14 protein-coding genes are annotated in these 14,913 nt (G+C 72.1%); 6 read left to right on the top strand and 8 right to left on the bottom strand.

Annotation, left to right across the window (positions count from 1 at the left end; translation table 11 throughout):
* Positions 1–193 precede the first annotated feature (193 nt).
* Genes EYB28_RS04505 through EYB28_RS04485 form a run of 5 tightly spaced genes read left to right on the top strand, consistent with a single transcriptional unit; the run spans position 194 to position 4,558 of the window.
* On the top strand, positions 194–1,603 hold the full coding sequence (locus tag EYB28_RS04505) for an FAD-binding oxidoreductase (protein ID WP_166845206.1): 1,410 nt from the start codon (positions 194–196) through the stop codon (positions 1,601–1,603).
* Positions 1,600–2,562, top strand: a complete 963-nt coding sequence (locus EYB28_RS04500) for an ATP-binding cassette domain-containing protein (protein ID WP_166845204.1) — start codon at positions 1,600–1,602, stop codon at positions 2,560–2,562. Before EYB28_RS04505 ends, EYB28_RS04500 begins: the two co-directional genes overlap by 4 nt.
* Positions 2,559–3,392 carry an ABC transporter permease gene (locus EYB28_RS04495; RefSeq protein WP_166845202.1) on the top strand — a complete coding sequence of 278 codons (834 nt, stop codon included), beginning with the start codon at positions 2,559–2,561 and terminating at the stop codon, positions 3,390–3,392. Before EYB28_RS04500 ends, EYB28_RS04495 begins: the two co-directional genes overlap by 4 nt.
* 48 nt (positions 3,393–3,440) lie before the next feature.
* Positions 3,441–3,977 (top strand): dihydrofolate reductase family protein, encoded by a 537-nt coding sequence (locus EYB28_RS04490; protein WP_166845201.1) that lies wholly within the window; start codon positions 3,441–3,443, stop codon positions 3,975–3,977.
* The gene (locus tag EYB28_RS04485) at positions 3,977–4,558 is read left to right on the top strand and encodes a TetR/AcrR family transcriptional regulator (RefSeq protein WP_166845199.1); all 582 of its coding nucleotides are present in this window, start codon (positions 3,977–3,979) and stop codon (positions 4,556–4,558) included. The genes EYB28_RS04490 and EYB28_RS04485 overlap by 1 nt, the downstream gene beginning before the upstream one ends.
* Before the next feature lie 4 nt (positions 4,559–4,562).
* Here EYB28_RS04485 and EYB28_RS04480 read toward each other — a convergent pair whose 3' ends face one another.
* From EYB28_RS04480 to EYB28_RS04455, 6 genes are all read right to left on the bottom strand, one after another.
* Complete coding sequence (locus EYB28_RS04480) at positions 4,563–5,405, bottom strand: nicotianamine synthase family protein (protein WP_166845196.1); 843 nt, start codon at positions 5,403–5,405, stop codon at positions 4,563–4,565.
* A gap of 75 nt (positions 5,406–5,480) precedes the next feature.
* Positions 5,481–6,212 (bottom strand): glycosyltransferase, encoded by a 732-nt coding sequence (locus tag EYB28_RS04475; RefSeq protein ID WP_166845194.1) that lies wholly within the window; start codon positions 6,210–6,212, stop codon positions 5,481–5,483.
* Positions 6,205–7,734, bottom strand: a complete 1,530-nt coding sequence (locus EYB28_RS04470; protein WP_166845191.1) for a GH39 family glycosyl hydrolase — start codon at positions 7,732–7,734, stop codon at positions 6,205–6,207. The genes EYB28_RS04475 and EYB28_RS04470 overlap by 8 nt, the downstream gene beginning before the upstream one ends.
* Before the next feature lie 93 nt (positions 7,735–7,827).
* Entirely contained in the window at positions 7,828–9,486 is a 1,659-nt protein-coding gene (locus EYB28_RS04465) for an extracellular solute-binding protein (protein WP_166845189.1), read from the bottom strand.
* 91 nt (positions 9,487–9,577) lie between these two features.
* Entirely contained in the window at positions 9,578–10,501 is a 924-nt protein-coding gene (locus EYB28_RS04460) for a carbohydrate ABC transporter permease (protein WP_370459438.1), read from the bottom strand.
* A complete protein-coding gene (locus EYB28_RS04455; RefSeq protein WP_166845187.1) occupies positions 10,495–11,508 on the bottom strand; it encodes a sugar ABC transporter permease in 1,014 nt (337 codons plus the stop codon). The genes EYB28_RS04460 and EYB28_RS04455 overlap by 7 nt, the downstream gene beginning before the upstream one ends.
* A 332-nt stretch (positions 11,509–11,840) precedes the next feature.
* Between EYB28_RS04455 and EYB28_RS04450 the strand changes: the two genes are divergently transcribed.
* Complete coding sequence (locus EYB28_RS04450; protein ID WP_166845185.1) at positions 11,841–12,860, top strand: LacI family DNA-binding transcriptional regulator; 1,020 nt, start codon at positions 11,841–11,843, stop codon at positions 12,858–12,860.
* Positions 12,861–13,098: 238 nt separating this feature from the next.
* Here the strand turns inward: EYB28_RS04450 and EYB28_RS04445 are convergent, their stop codons facing one another.
* Together EYB28_RS04445 and eda are read right to left on the bottom strand one after the other, a co-directional pair.
* Positions 13,099–14,205, bottom strand: coding sequence for a sugar kinase (locus tag EYB28_RS04445; RefSeq protein WP_166845183.1), 1,107 nt, complete (start codon positions 14,203–14,205; stop codon positions 13,099–13,101).
* Entirely contained in the window at positions 14,205–14,876 is a 672-nt protein-coding gene (gene eda, locus EYB28_RS04440; protein WP_166845181.1) for a bifunctional 4-hydroxy-2-oxoglutarate aldolase/2-dehydro-3-deoxy-phosphogluconate aldolase, read from the bottom strand. Before eda ends, EYB28_RS04445 begins: the two co-directional genes overlap by 1 nt.
* Between the last annotated feature and the right edge of the window lie 37 nt (positions 14,877–14,913).

Here is a 14,913-nt window from a genome sequence, read left to right as displayed (position 1 = left end):
CCGGGCGCGTCCCGCACCGGGAGCAGGTCCCGCCTGCTCCCCGCGCGGTAGGCGCCGGGGCCGCTGCCGCCCCGGCGGTAGGCCCAGGTGACTCCGCGCGGACGACGACGCCGGCCCGGGCGCCGCGAAGGATCGGGAGGGTCAGGGCACGGCCGCCGCGGCCGGGCCACGCCGACCACGGAGGTGACCGAGCATGAACCGCAGCGTCCCGCACCCCACCAGGACCGTCCGCACCGCAGAACGACCGAGCGCCCCGGCCCCGGGCCCCGGGCTGGGCGAGGTGCTCCTGCCCGGCGACGACGGCTACGCCGCGGCGAGCACCACGCCCGGGAAGGTCGGGCGCCCGGCGCTGGTCGTGCGGCCGCGCGACACCGGCGAGGTGGCCTGCGCCGTCCGGCACGCGCGGCTCGCGGGCCTGACCCTGACGGTGCGCTCGGGCGGGCACAGCATGGCCGGTCACAGCACGAACGACGGCGGCATGGTCCTCGACCTGGCGCACCTAGACGCCGTCGAGGTCGTCGACCCCGCCCGGCGCGTCGTGCGCGTCGGGGCCGGCGCGACCTGGGGCCGGGTCGCCGCCGCGCTGGCGCCGCACGGGCTGGGGCTCACGACGGGCGACACCGCGAGCGTCGGCGTCGGCGGGCTGACGCTGGGCGGCGGCATCGGGTGGATGGTCCGCCGGCACGGGCTGACGGTCGACTCCCTCGTCGCGGCCCGCGTGGTCACCGCCGACGGCCGGGAGGTTGTCACGAGCCCCGAGCGGCACTCCGGGCTGTTCTGGGCGCTGCGGGGCGGTGGCGGGGGCGTCGGCGTCGTGACGGCCTTCGACTTCGTGGCACAGCGGGTCGGCGACGTGCGGTTCGGCAGCGTGTCGTACGCGCCCGACGACGCCGCCGCGCTCGTGCGCGGCTGGCGCGACGTCATGCGGGCGGCGCCCGAGGAGCTCAGCAGCACCCTGGTGCTCGTGCCCGCGATGCACGGGGCCCCGGCGTCGGCGACGGTGCTGCTGTGCGCCGCGCACGAGGATCCCGCGGCCGCGGACCGGGCGGTGGAGCCCCTGCTGGGGATCGGGACGGTGACCGGTTCGTCGGTCGCCACGGTCGGTTTCGCCGACGTCCTCGACACCGGCGGCCACGCGCCCGGGGCGCGCGTCGTCGCGCGCAACGTCCTGGTGCCCGCCCTGGACGACGCCGTCGCCGCCGACCTGGCCGCCGTGCTCGCCGGCGACCGGCCGATGGCCCTGGCGCTGCGCGCCCTGGGCGGCGCGGTCTCGCGGCTGCTGCCCGACGAGACGGCGTTCGCCCACCGCGACGCCGAGGCGCTGGTGGTCGGCGCCGCGATGCTGCCCGCCGACGCGACGGACGACGCGGTCGACGACGCCCTCGCCGACTGGCACGCCGTGGCCGCGCACGGCACCGGCGCGTACGCCAACTTCCAGGGGTCCGCGACCGACGCCGACGTGCGCGCGGCCTACCCGCCCGCCACGCTCGCCCGGCTGCGCGCCGTCAGGCGCGCCTACGACCCGGACCGCCTCTTCCGCGGCGGTCTCGACGTCGCTCCGCGTGACGAGGTCGCGGCACGGACGCCGGAGATGGGCGCATGAGGCCCGCATTCGAGGCCGAGGGCCTGGTCAAGCGGTACGGAGGGACGACGGCGCTCGACGGCGTCGACCTGCAGGCGCGGCCCGGCACCGTGCTCGGCGTCCTCGGGCCCAACGGCGCCGGTAAGACGACGGCCATCCGGATCCTCGCGACCCTGCTGCGCCCCGACGCGGGGCGCGCCGTGGTGGACGGCGTCGACGTGCTGCGCGACCCCGTCGCGGCGCGGCGCATCGTCGGGCTCACCGGCCAGTACGCCACCGTCGACGAGGACCTCACCGGCACCGAGAACCTCGTGCTGTTCGGCCGCCTGCTCGACCTCACGGGCCCCGACGCCCGCGACCGAGCCGCGCGCCTGCTGGACCGGTTCGGCCTCGCGGACGCCGCCGGGCGGCGGGCCTCCACCTACTCGGGAGGCATGCGGCGGCGCCTCGACCTGGCCGCGAGCCTGGTGGGCGCCCCGCGCGTCCTCTTCCTCGACGAGCCCACGACGGGGCTCGACCCCGGCAAGCGCGAGGAGCTGTGGCGCACCATCCGCTCCCTGGCTGACGACGGCACGACGGTGCTGCTCACCACCCAGTACCTCGAGGAGGCGGACGCCCTCGCCGACGAGATCACCGTCATCGACCAGGGGCGCGTGATCGCCCACGACTCCCCCGCCGGCCTCAAGCAGCACGTGGGCGGGCAGACGGTCGTCGTCCGGCCCCGCGACCCCGCGCGCACGGCCGACGCCGCCGACGTCGTCCGGCGCGTCACGGGTCACCCGGTCGACCGGTCGCGCGGCGGCGTCGTCACCGCGCCGGTCGACGACGGGCGGGCCTTCGCCGGCATCGTGCGCGAGCTGGAGCGCGCCGGCATGGACGTCACCGAGCTGGCCCTGCGCCTGCCGAGCCTCGACGAAGCCTTCTTCACGCTCACCGGCCACGACGCCGGACGCACCACGACCACACAGGAGGACTCATGACCAGCACGTCCACCGCGGCGACCGGCCGGTCGAGGGTCGCCGGTGGCCCCGGCGCCCCCACGCCCCGGCCCTGGCCGCTGCTGCGGCACAGCCTCGCCCTCGCCGGCCGCAGCCTCACGAAGACGCGGCGCAACCCCGGTGTCCTGCTCGACGCCCTGATCCTGCCGGTGCTGTTCCTGGTGCTGTTCGTCTACCTGTTCGGCGGCGCCGTCGCCGGGTCGACCCAGGAGTACCTGCAGTACCTGTTCCCCGGGATCCTCGTGCTCACCACCGTCCTGGCCGGGCAGGTCGCTACCGGGCTCCACATCGTCGTCGACATGAAGAAGGGCGTGTTCGACCGGTTCCGCAGCATGCCGGTCCCCCGGACGTCGATCCTCCTCGGCTCGGTGCTCGCCGACGCGATCCGCTACGTCGTCGCCGTGGTCGTGCTGTTCGGCGTCGGGTACGCGCTCGGGTTCCGGGTCGAGACCGGCTTCGGCTCGGCGCTCGCCGCGACGGGCCTCGCGATCGGGTTCGGGTTCTCGCTGAGCTGGCTGACCGTGCTGGTCGCCGTGCTCCTGCGCGACGAGACGCTGGTGTCCACGGTCGGGTTCCTGCTGCCGTTCCCGCTCGTGTTCGGCACCAGCATGGCCGCGCCCGCGGGAACCATGCCGGACTGGCTGCGCGCCTGGGCGGAGGTGAACCCGGTCAGCCACGTCATCGAGGCGTGCCGCGGCCTGCTGCTCGGCGGCCCCGTCGCCGGCCCCGTCGCGGCGTCGCTGGCCTGGAGCGCGGGCTTCCTGCTCGTCTTCGGCACGCTCGCCGTCGTGGCGTTCCGCCGCCGCGTCTGACGCGCCGCGACGCCGACGGTCACGAATATAAACTTATGTTCGTTTATCATGGCCGCCATGACGACGTTCCACGCCTTCCTCGGCTGCAGCCTCGACGGGTACATCGCCGGCCCTCACGGTGAGCTCGACTGGTTGACGGTGTTCGACAACACCGGTTTCGACACCTTCTTCGCCTCCATGGACGCATTGGCGATGGGGCGCAAGAGCTACGACACGATGCGAAGGTCTGCGCCGGACTACTACCGCGGCACACCGATCCACGTCCTCTCCACCAGCCTGCCTGCCGGCCGGCACCAGGACATGGGGCGCTCGCGCGTCACGGTTCACCCCGATCTCCGCTCCCTTCGCTCAGCACTTTCCGAGACCGGAGCGAACCGCGCCTACGCGGACGGAGGGAGGACGGTGCAGACGTTCCTCACCGCCGGACTGCTGTCCGACCTCACGATCACGCGGGTGCCCGTTCTCCTCGGGGAGGGGATCCCGCTCTTCGGGCGCACGCCCGGGCCACTGCGCGCCGAGCTGGTCGAGTCGACGACGACGGCCGAGGGCGCCGTCCAGTCCGTCTACCGCTTCCCTGTCAGCTGATGCCTCGCACCAAGACCATCGACGACACCGAGGTCCTGGCAACGATTCACCGCCTCGTCCAGCGCATCGGACCCGAACGCTTCACCCTCGCCGCTGCCGGCCTCGAGGTCGGACTGTCCGCATCGACCCTGGTGCAGCGATTCGGCTCCAAGCGCGCGCTCCTCCTCGCCGCGGACAGGTGGGCCGTCGAACGATGGGTGGACGGGATGGACGAGGCTCCCGTCGCCGGCCCCGTGCTCGACCGGCTCGTCGCGGGACTGGTGCACACGGTCGACGACGAGACGACCGCCGAGGAGATGGCCAACTCGGTCTCACTCCTTCAGATCGCCCTGGCGGACACCGAGTTCCACGAGTCCACCAGGGACGGCGCGGTACGCCTCCGCGCCAAGATCACCGAACGACTCCACCAGGCGGTGGAGACCGACGAGCTTCGGCCGAGCACCGACATCCGGGCTCTGGCCGAGCTCGTGGAGATCACCTACCACGGGGCCATGATCGGCTGGGCCATCCACCGCGACGGCACGCTCGCCACCTTCCTCCGAGCACGCCTCGCCCAGCTGCTCCGCCCCTACCGCGCATGACCGGTCACGACGACTTCCGCCGCGCGACGACGACGGAGTTGATGACGTCGTCGGTGGGGTGGACGACGTCGAGGACCTCGAACCCGCGCAGCGCGTCGAGGGGGACGGCCGGGTAGAGCAGGGTCCGCAGGCCGCGGGCACTGCGGACCAGGACCACGGTGCCGGGGCGGGTGGCGGCGGCGAGGTGGTCGAGCAGCCGCCGCTTGTCGTCGGCGGACTCGCCGACCAGCGCCGCGACGACGACGGTGTCGTAGGCCGTCAGGTCGGCGTCGTACGCGTCGGCCTCCTCGAAGGTGACCCCCGCGCCGCCTGGGCCGGCCCCGCGGGCGCGCGGGGGACGCTGCGCGAGCAGGTGCGGGGCGATCGCGCGGGCGTCGGCGACCGCGGCCGCGTCCCGGTCGAGCCCGGTCACGGCCGCGCCGAGCCGCCGGGCCAGGAGCACCGCACTGAGCGGCAGCGGCCCCGCGCCGAGGAACGCGACGGACGACGCCGGGCCGGTACGGCGCAGCAGGCCGGCCTCCAGCGCGCTCAGGTGCTCGTAGTTGTCGCGATACGGGAACGCGGCCAGCCGGGTGCCGGACCGGATCCGCTCCGCCCACGCGGTCTCCAGGGCGTGCTCGCCCAGGCCGCTGATCCGCCGGAACCGGGCCGGCTCGAGCCGGTCGAGCACGGCGTCGGCGAGCCGCTCGGGGGTCTCGACGACGGTCCGTACCAGGCGCCCGAAGGTCGCGTCCACGTGCGGCGACGGGCCGAGGTCGTCGAGCGCCTCGAGCGTGCCGAGCACGTCCTGCAGGGTCTCCGCGCAGGTCAGGGCGTCACGCTGCGTCGCGTTGAGAGTCGTTCTCATCTCGGACAGTGTTCCACACCCGGTCCCCTGGGCGGCCGCATCGTCCACCGGAGCTCCAGGAAGGGCCGAGTGCCGTCACGCCGAACGTTGCCGATGCCCGTCGTCGGGCGCTGTGAAGCGCTCGGCGACGTCCCTAACCAGAGGGGCGCCGAGGCGGAGCCACGACGCCACCCAGGCGACCGCGAAGAGCCAGAGCACCAGCTCGGAGCTGAACCGCACGACGGCGAGCGCGATGACGCCGAGGGCCACCAGGCCCACGGTGACTCCCGGGGTACGCATCAGGTAGTACGCGGCCAGGCGCACGGCGTCGCGGGTACGGAAGGAGAAGAACGACGCGATCGTCACGGCATTCAGCAACCACAGCAGCCCGACGGCCCCGATGACCCCGAGGACGGCGACGTACCCGCCGGGCAGGCCGGCCGCCTCGCGGTGCACGACGCCGAATGCGACGAGCGCGAGACCGACCATGGCCGAAACCCACAGGCGCATCACGTCCAGGGCGTTCGACCGGTAGCCGCGCACGAACGACCGCGCCGGGGCCGGGGATGTCGTCGAGTCCGGGTCGAGCGTACGGTCCCGCAGCGCGTACAGGGCCGCCGACAGCGCGGGCCCGTACGGAACCAGGCACAGCGGGACGATCGGCAGGCTCGCGGCCGACCGGTCCAGCAGCAGGAGCAGCGCCGCGCTCGGGAGCGTCGCGACGCACAGCAGCGCGCCGACGACGACGTGGTGGTAGACGACGCCGGTGACGCGCGAGAACGTGCCGTCGCCGAAGGCCCGGGCGGGCGGCGTCGTCAGGTCACTCACCGTACGGGCCCCGTCCGAGGACGCGGGCGTCGTCGACCCACGGCGGCGTCTCGTCCACGACCGGGTCGAGCTCCACGAGCGTGACCCCGTGCCGGCCCAGGGTGAGGTCGAGCGCGACGCGGCCGTCGACGACGGCGTGCGCCGCGGCGGTCCGCACCGGTTCGGCTGCCTCGTGCAGCGCGGCGAGCTGCCGCTCCGTCGGGGACGCCGGGCGCCCCAGGGCCCGCCACGCCGCCCAGGCGTTGCCGCGCTCGACGTCGACCTCCGAGCGCAGCGCGAAGGCGCGGTCGCCGGCGACCGGCACGTCCAGGCGCACCTCGTGCCGCTCCGGCTCGACCGGGTCGTCGCTGCCGCCGACGGGCTGCCAGGCGAGCACGGTGACCCGCCCGGTCGCCTCGTCACGGGTCACGAGGTGGTCGTCGCCGCGGGCCAGCACGGCGGAGCCCATCCGTGCCATGAAGGCGTACAGGTGGAACGTGGGCTTCTTCACCTGCCGGTGCGCGAGCATGCCGAACCCGCCGTGCAGGAACGACGCCGGGACGCCGGACTCCTCGAAGACGTCGCTGAAGGTCCAGTACGCGAACGAGTCGACGACGTCGCCGCCCGCCGCGAGCACGGGCGCCAGATAGGCCGCGTTGTAGGCGGTGTCGTGCACCGGGTTGTCGGGACGGTAGCTCGTGTTGAACTCCGTGATGTGCACGGGGACGTCCGCGAGGGCGGTGCCCGCGAGGCGGCGCCCCGGCGCGGCGAACCGTTCGAGCAGGTGCTCCGTCGGGTACACGGCCTGGTAGGTGCCGAAGGGAACGTGCCCCGCCGGGCCGGACGCATAGGCGTGCCCGGAAGCGAAGTCGACCGGGACGTCGCGGGCGGCGGCGAAGTCCGCGAACGGCTGCCACCAGTCGTCGCCCGCCGGGGAGAGCCCGGGCCCGCCCACCTGCAGCGAGGCGTCCACGTCCTTGACCGCGCCTGCCGCGGCCTCGTAGAGCCGGAAGTAGGCCTGCCGCGGGTCGCCGTCGGGCGCCCAGAACTGCGGCAGGTCAGGCTCGTTCCACACCTCGATCGGCCAGGTGCGCACCTCGTCGAGCCCGTACCGGTCCACCAGGTGCGCGACGACGGCACGCACCAGGGCGGCCCACTCGCGGTGGTCGGCAGGCGGGGTGACGTTCCCCTGCCACCAGAACACCGTCTGGTCACCGGACGCCAGCGCCGTCGGCATGAAACCGAGCTCCACGAACGGCTTGATGCCGAGGCCGAGGTAGGAGTCGACGACCTGGTCGACGTAGCTGAACGCGTACCGCGTGCCGCGATGGCCGGCGACGTCGTACGGGCGATGGACGCCGACGTCGTCGGACAGCAGCCCGTGGCCGCGGATGTAGCGGAACCCGACCTCGCGCTGGGTCAGCGCGAGCGACTCCTGGTAGTCCTGACGCAGCGCGAGGCCGAACCGGCCGGTGCCGACGCAGGTCCGCCACGCGTCGCCGAGTGCTCCGACGGGGTCGGTGGGCACGGTGATGCGGGCCATGTGGCTCCTTCGCGAGGGACGTGGTGGTGCGCCGGTGCGTCCCGGCGCACCACCGGGCTTCCGCCGTCATGGTGACGACGCAGGTGACCGTGGTTACTCCGCGACCCCCGCGGCGGCGTTCGCGCGGTCGACGTACGCGGACATCCCGGCGCCCTCGAGCTCGGCGACGTACGCGTCCCACTCGTCGAGGGAGCGCTGGCCGAGGATGAACGCCGCCGTGTTCTGCATGACGACGTCCTGCAGGGTCGTCTGCTGCAGGCCGGCCTGCTCCTGCTCCATCTCGTCGTACTGGACGGTCGGGGGGATCGGCAGCTCCTCCTTGACCGCGTTCATCCCGTCGATGAACTCGACGGCCTCGTCGCTGAGCATCGACTTGTCGAGCTCCTCGGTGGAACCGTGCGCGATGGACCACACGCCGTTGTAGAAGCCGAGGTCGGCGTTGAGGAGCTTCGGCGCGCCCGGGTTGAGCGCGCCCCAGCCGACGTCGTCCTTCAGGACGCGCTCGTCGCCCTCCCACTCGAACGTCTCGCCCTCGACGCCCCACTTGGCGAACTCGAGGCCCTCGTCGGAGTAGTAGAGCCAGTCGACGAACTGCAGCATCGCCAGGAAGTCGTCCTGCTCGGCGGCCTGCGCCGAGAACATCAGGCCGGACTCGGCGCGCATCCCGCCGGGGATGAAGTCGCCCGCGGGGCCGCCCGGCACGACGATCTGCGCGATCTCGGCGTCGTCGTTCCCGGTCTCCGCGAAGGCGTCCCGGTACTCCAGGAGCGTCTGGTCGTTGGTCCCCATCGCGGCGGCCTTGCCGGAGGCGAACTTCTCCTCAGCCTGCTTGTCCTCCTGCGTCATCGCCTCCGGATCGAGGAGGCCGTCGGCGACGAGACCGGCGAAGTACTCCACGAGCGCCTTGTACTCGTCGGAGCCGCCGGCGTACTCGTACCTGCCCTCGTCGACGTTCCACTGCAGCCCCAGGCCGTAGCCCCACCCGGCGACCGTGCCGAAGTTCGGCGCGGCAGCCTGCATCGTCGCCTCGATCGGGCCGTTGATCGACCAACGGTCCGTCATCGCGTAGTCGAGCTCAGGGTTCTCCTCGGCGATGATCTTCAGCTGCTCGGCGAACTCGTCCCAGGTGGCGGGGTGCTCGAGGCCCGCGTCGTCCCACAGGTCCTGCCGGATGGCGATGGAGTACTGGTGCTTGGGAACCTCGTGGAAGCCCGGGATCATGTAGTACTTGCCGTCGGCCTGGCGCTGGGCCTCGACCTCGTCGGTGAGGTCCCACTCCTCGACCTTCTGCTGGAAGTTGGGCATGTACTGCACGTAGTCCGAGATCGGCAGGATCGCCCCGCCGCTGATGAACTGCACCTCGTCGCCCGCGTACGTGGACGGCATGATGTCGGGGGCCTCGCCCGAGCCGATCAGGATCGACCGCTTCTGCTGCATGTCCTCGAGCGGCACGTTCTCGTAGTCGAACGTGACGTGGTGGTCCTTCTCGAAGTGCTGGACGATCGACCAGTCCTCCTTGAAGGGGTAGTTCGGGTGGTCACGGTAGAGCAGACCGAACTCCACGGGCTCGGTGGCCTTGAAGGTGTCCCCGGCCTCGAAGTCCTCCATGTACCCGACCTGGGTGGACATGTCGATCTCGCCGCTGCCCTCCTCCGACTCCTCACCGCCTCCCGGCCCGCAGGCGGTGAGCGTGGCGACCAGGGCGACAACGGTCGTTCCCACGACGGCCTTGTTCCTGTTGACGATCTTCATGATCTCCTCCTGCGGTGAACGTCGTTGTTCGACTGATTCGGGAAAGGACGACTCCCACCGGCCGGGCCGGCCGAGGTCGGTCGCGGTCGGCTCAGCCCTTGACGGAGCCGAGCATCACGCCGGACACGAAGTACTTCTGGATGAACGGGTAGAAGCAGATGATCGGCAGGACGGTCAGCAGCATCGCCACCGCCTGGATGTTCGCGCCGATCTGCACGGACTCCATCCCCGCCTCGTTGCCGCTGCCCATGGCGCCGGCCAGCAGGTTGCGCAGGTACAGGGTGACCGGTTGCAGCTCCGGGTCGCTCAGGTAGAGGAACGCCGGGAACCAGGCGTTCCAGAACGACACGGCGTAGAAGAGGATCATCGTGGCGATGACGGCCTTCGACAGCGGCACCACGATGCGGCCGAAGACGCCGTACGTGGTGAGCCCGTCGATCGACGCCGCTTCCTCGAGCTCCGCAGGGAAGTTCTCGAAGAACGACTTCATCACCAGCAGGTTGAAGGCGCTGATCGCGTTGGGCAGGACGATCGCCCAGACCGAGTTCTTGAGCCCGAGGTCGGTGATGAGCAGGTAGTTCGGGATCAGTCCGCCGTTGAAGAACATCGTCACGACGACGAGCCCGATGAAGAACGACCGACCCTTGAGATGCCCCTTCGCCAACGCGTAGGCCATCGTCGTCGTGAGGACCATCGCGATGGTGGTCGCCAGAACGGTCTGGATGATCGTGTTCCGGTAACCGCTCCAGAACCGCTCGTCGCCGAACACCCTCTCGAACGTCGTGAGGTTGAACCCCTTCGGCCAGAGGTTCACCTCGCCCGCCATGATGTAGCCCTGCGAGCTGAACGACTGGGCGATCAGGTTCACGAAGGGATACAGGGTCACGAGGCAGATCGCGACCAGCAGGACGACGTTGACCATCCGGAACACCGTGTAGGCACGGCCGTCCTTGACCGTCGTCGGTACCGTCCGGACCGCCGAGATGTCCGGGGTCTTCGGAGTCGTGGTCACCACAGGGAGGCTCCAACCAGTCGCTTCGAGATCGCGTTCGCCGACAGCACGAGCGTCAGGCCGATGAGGGCCTCGAAGAGGCCGATCGCCGCCGCGTAGGAGAAGCTTCCGCTCGTCAGGCCGACGCGATACAGGTACGTGGCGATGACGTCCGCCGTCGGGTAGGTCAGCGGGTTGTACAGCAGCAGGACCTTCTCGAAGCCGACCGCCATGAAGGTGCCGATGTTGAGGATGAGCAGCACCACGATCGTCGGGCGGATGCCCGGCAGCGTGATGTGCCAGGTCTGTTGCCAGCGGTTCGCACCGTCGATCCTGGCCGCCTCGTAGAGCTGGTCGTCGATGGTCGTCAGCGACGCGAGGTAGAGGATCGTGCCGAAGCCGACGACCTGCCAGATCTCGGAGGAGACGTAGACGGTGCGGAACCAGTCGGCCTCCTGCATGAAGGCGATCTCGTCGCCGCCGGTCGCGGTGATGAGCTGGTTGATCGTGCCGTTGAGGGCCGTCAGCTCGTACACGAACCCTGCGACGATCACGATCGACATGAAGTGCGGCAGGTAGGTGATCGTCTGGACGACCTTCTTGAACCTGCGCGACCTCAGCTCGTTGAGCATCAGCGCGAGGACGATCGGCAGCGGGAAGACCACCACCAGGGTGAGCGCCCCGAGGATCGCCGTGTTGGTGAACACGCGCCAGAACGTCGGGTCGTTCAAGAACATCTGGACGTAGTGGAGCCCGACCCACTCGTCGCCGAAGATCGACCCACCCGGCCGGAAGCGCCGGAACGCGACGACGTTGCCCGCCATCGGGACGTACCGGAACAGCAGCAGGAAGGCGACCGGCAGGATCAGGAACGTGTAGAGCCGCCAGTCCTTGCGCAGCGCCTCGGCCCACGTCCGCCGGGCCGGCCGCCGCCGGCCACCGTCCGGGCCCGGCGGCCCCCCGGGCTCCGGGGGCGGCTGCACCGCCCCCACGTCCGGGACGGCGGTGGCCGCCCCTGTCCCCTGTGTCATGCGTCCTCCGGCTCGTCACCTCGTCGTGCGCACCGATCCGTCCCGGCCACGGCGCCGTTCGGATCGCAACTTTCGACTTTGAAAACGTTGTCGATGCGTGGACGATATGGCGCGCATCACGGTGCGGTCAAGGGGCGATCCATCACGGTCTGGTCACGGCACCGGACGCTCGTGTCGCAGATCGGCTGCACGCAAGGGAACACGCGGACGACCATGCGTCGCTGACACCGCCATCCTGCGGGGGGCGTGGTGTAGCCTCGGATTCGAAAGTTTCGGCGAGTGTGCGGACGTTTTCACTCCGCGCCCGCCGTCGAGCCTGGAGTGAGACGACGATGACCCTGCCCCCCGCCACCCCGACGATCGCCGAGATCGCCCGCGAGGTGGGCGTCTCCGCGCCCACCGTCTCGAAGGTGCTCAACGGACGCGCGGACGTGGCGGCCGGGACCCGCTCGCGGGTGGAGGCTGCGCTCGAGAGCCACGGCTACCGGCGCCGCCGCTCCGCACCGCCGCCGGCCGGCACCGGCCTGGTCGATCTGGTCTTCCACCGGCTCGGGTCGCCGTGGTCCATGGAGATCATCCGCGGCGTCGAGTCCGCCGCCGCCGAGGCGCGCACCAGCGTGATCCTGTCCGAGCTCGGCGGCGAGCACCGGCCGCCGCGCACCTGGCTCGACACCACGCTCGCCCGCCCGCCCGTCGGCGTGCTGCTCGTGGCGTCCCGGCTCACCGACCCCCAGCAGCGGCAGCTCACCAGCCGGTCCATCCCGTTCGCCGTCATCGACACCGACGGCGAGCCGCCCGCGAACGTGCCGACGGTCGGCTCCGACAACTGGAACGGCGGGCTCGCCGCGGCACGCCACCTGCTGGAGCTCGGGCACCTGCGGATCGCGGGCATCGCCGGGCCCGCCGACATGCTGTGCAGCCGGGCGCGGATGGACGGCTTCCGCACCGCGCTGGAGGGCGCAGGCCGGTCCCTCGACCCGGCGCTCGTGCGGTCCGGCAACTTCGAGGTCGAGTCCGGGTACGCCGCGGGCCGCGAGCTGCTCGATCGGCCGGACCGGCCCACCGGCATCTTCGCCGGGTCGGACATGCAGGCCATCGGGGCGCTGCGCGCGGCCCAGGAGCTCGGGCTGCGGGTGCCCGACGACGTGTCGGTCGTCGGCTACGACGACCTCCCCCTCGCGCAGTGGACGGCACCGCCGCTCACGACCGTGCGCCAGCCGCTGCGAGAGATGGGCACCACCGCCGCGCGCATGGTGCTCGACCTCGCCGCCGGGCGCACCCCGACCGCCCCCGGCGTCAACCTCGCCACCGAGCTCGTGGTGCGCGAGTCCACCGCTCCCCCACCCGCCTGAGTTGTCAGGCCCAGCGCGACGTATACCCCGCGCTCAGCCTGACAACTCGACGCTCGGCGGGTTCAAGCGGTCGTCGCAACACGCGTCGTCAGGCTGTCAAGAGTAGGCGGTTGGTCACCCATCGCAACACCCCTCGCTAGATCAGGTGTTGCGACGACCGCTTGAACCCGCCCTCCCGGGAGTTGTCAGGCCCTGCGCGCGGTATACGTCGCGCTGGACCTGACAACTCGCGAAGGCGTCAGCGTTGAACGCGGGCGCTGCCGCCGGAGGCGAGCTTGGCGACCTCGGCGAGGGTCGCCGTGGTGGTGTCCCCCGGCGTGGTCATGGCCAGCGCGCCGTGCGCGGCGCCGTACTCCACCGCCTCGGCGAGCGAGCCGAGCTCCATGAGCCCGTAGGCCAGCCCGGACGCGAAGGAGTCGCCGCCGCCCACGCGGTCGAAGATCTCCAGGTCCGGGCGGTGGGTCGCCTCGGCGAAGCCCTCGGCCCGGGACCAGGCGATAGCGCCCCAGTCGTTCACCGACGCGCTCTTGACGCCGCGCAGCGTGGTCGCGATGACCTGGAAGTTCGGGTACTCCTCGGCCGCGCGGGCGATCATCGCGCGGAACGCGCCCGTGTCGAGGTCCGTGAGGTTCTCGTCCACACCCTCGACCTCGAAGCCGAGCGAGGCGGTGAAGTCCTCCTCGTTGCCGATCATGACGTCCACGTGCTCGGCCAGCCGGCGGTTGACCTCGCGCGCCCGCTCCACGCCGCCGATGCCCTTCCACAGGGAGGGGCGGTAGTTGAGGTCGTAGGACACGATCGTGCCGTGCCGGCGGGCGGCGGACATGGCGGCCTCCGCGACGTCGGCGGTCGACTCGGACAGCGCCGCGAAGATGCCGCCCGTGTGCAGCCAGCGCACGCCGGAGGAGAACAGCGCGTCCCAGTCCACGTCCTCGGGCCGCATCTGGGAGACGGCGGTGTGGCCGCGGTCGCTGGCCCCGACGGCGCCGCGCACGCCGAAGCCGCGCTCGGTGAAGTTGAGCCCGTTGCGCACCTCGCGGCCGATGCCGTCGAAGTCGCGCCACCGCACCCAGGAGGTGTCCAGCCCGCCGGTGAGCATGCAGTCCTCGACGAGCCGGCCGACCTCGTTGTCCGCGAGCGCGGTGACGATCGCGCCGCGCAGGCCGAAGCAGCGGCGCAGACCGCGGGCGACGTTGTACTCGCCGCCGCCCTCCCAGACGTCGAAGCTGCGGGTGGTGCGGATGCGGCGGTCGCCCGGGTCCATGCGGAGCATGACCTCGCCGAGCGCGACGACGTCGTAGCGGGACTCCGCGGCGGGACGGACGGTCAGGGACGGGTTGCTCATCAGGACTCCTTCGACTCGGGGTGCGCCAGGGCGACGGCCTCGGCGGTGCGGCGGGTGATCTCGGCCCAGTCGCCGGCGTCGACGAGCTTCTTGTCGACCATCCACGAGCCGCCGACGGCGAGCACGGGCGCGAGGCCGAGGTACTCGCCGAGATTGCCGGCGTTCACCCCGCCGGTGGGCACGAAGCGCAGGCCGGGGAACGGCGCCGAGAACGCCTTGATCGCGGCGGGGCCGCCGACGACGGAGGCGGGGAAGAGCTTGACGACGTCGATCCCGAGGTCGAGCGCGGCCATGATCTCGGTGGGCGACGCGACGCCGGGCAGGACGGGCAGCCCGTGCTCGGCGCAGCGCTCGACGACGGCCCGGGACAGCCCCGGCGAGACCACGTAGCGCGCGCCGGCGTCGGCCACGGCGTCGACCTGGTCGGCGCGGGTGACGGTGCCCGCGCCGACGACGACGTCGGGCTGCGCGGCGACGACGGCGCGGATCGCCTCGACGCCGCCCGCGGTGCGCAGGGTGATCTCGGCGACGGGCAGGCCGCCGGCGACGAGCGCGTCGGCGAGGCGGGCGCCGTCGGCGGCCCCCTCGACCACGACGACGGGCACGATCCGGTGGGCGCCGAGGGCGGCGAGCACGTCGCCGCCCGCGGCCGGGCTGTCGGGAGATGACATCGAGACTCCGTTTCGTTATGATGAACGCCTGTTGTTC

It is taken from the genome of Isoptericola sp. BMS4 (assembly GCF_011634835.1).
In the GTDB taxonomy this organism is placed as follows: domain Bacteria; phylum Actinomycetota; class Actinomycetes; order Actinomycetales; family Cellulomonadaceae; genus Isoptericola.
Note: the sequence above shows the minus strand (reverse complement) of the source record. Positions and strands in the feature narration are given on the sequence as shown.

What these genes read in the sequence shown, in the direction of transcription:
- EYB28_RS04490 (WP_166845201.1), top strand. Translation starts at nt 3,441, where the DNA reads ATGGCCGCCATGACGACGTTCCACGCCTTCCTCGGCTGCAGCCTCGAC.
- EYB28_RS04505 (WP_166845206.1), top strand. Translation starts at nt 194, where the DNA reads ATGAACCGCAGCGTCCCGCACCCCACCAGGACCGTCCGCACCGCAGAA.
- EYB28_RS04480 (WP_166845196.1), bottom strand. Translation starts at nt 5,405, where the DNA reads ATGAGAACGACTCTCAACGCGACGCAGCGTGACGCCCTGACCTGCGCG.
- EYB28_RS04495 (WP_166845202.1), top strand. Translation starts at nt 2,559, where the DNA reads ATGACCAGCACGTCCACCGCGGCGACCGGCCGGTCGAGGGTCGCCGGT.
- EYB28_RS04500 (WP_166845204.1), top strand. Translation starts at nt 1,600, where the DNA reads ATGAGGCCCGCATTCGAGGCCGAGGGCCTGGTCAAGCGGTACGGAGGG.
- EYB28_RS04470 (WP_166845191.1), bottom strand. Translation starts at nt 7,734, where the DNA reads ATGGCCCGCATCACCGTGCCCACCGACCCCGTCGGAGCACTCGGCGAC.
- EYB28_RS04485 (WP_166845199.1), top strand. Translation starts at nt 3,977, where the DNA reads ATGCCTCGCACCAAGACCATCGACGACACCGAGGTCCTGGCAACGATT.
- eda (WP_166845181.1), bottom strand. Translation starts at nt 14,876, where the DNA reads ATGTCATCTCCCGACAGCCCGGCCGCGGGCGGCGACGTGCTCGCCGCC.
- EYB28_RS04455 (WP_166845187.1), bottom strand. Translation starts at nt 11,508, where the DNA reads ATGACACAGGGGACAGGGGCGGCCACCGCCGTCCCGGACGTGGGGGCG.
- EYB28_RS04450 (WP_166845185.1), top strand. Translation starts at nt 11,841, where the DNA reads ATGACCCTGCCCCCCGCCACCCCGACGATCGCCGAGATCGCCCGCGAG.
- EYB28_RS04445 (WP_166845183.1), bottom strand. Translation starts at nt 14,205, where the DNA reads ATGAGCAACCCGTCCCTGACCGTCCGTCCCGCCGCGGAGTCCCGCTAC.
- EYB28_RS04465 (WP_166845189.1), bottom strand. Translation starts at nt 9,486, where the DNA reads ATGAAGATCGTCAACAGGAACAAGGCCGTCGTGGGAACGACCGTTGTC.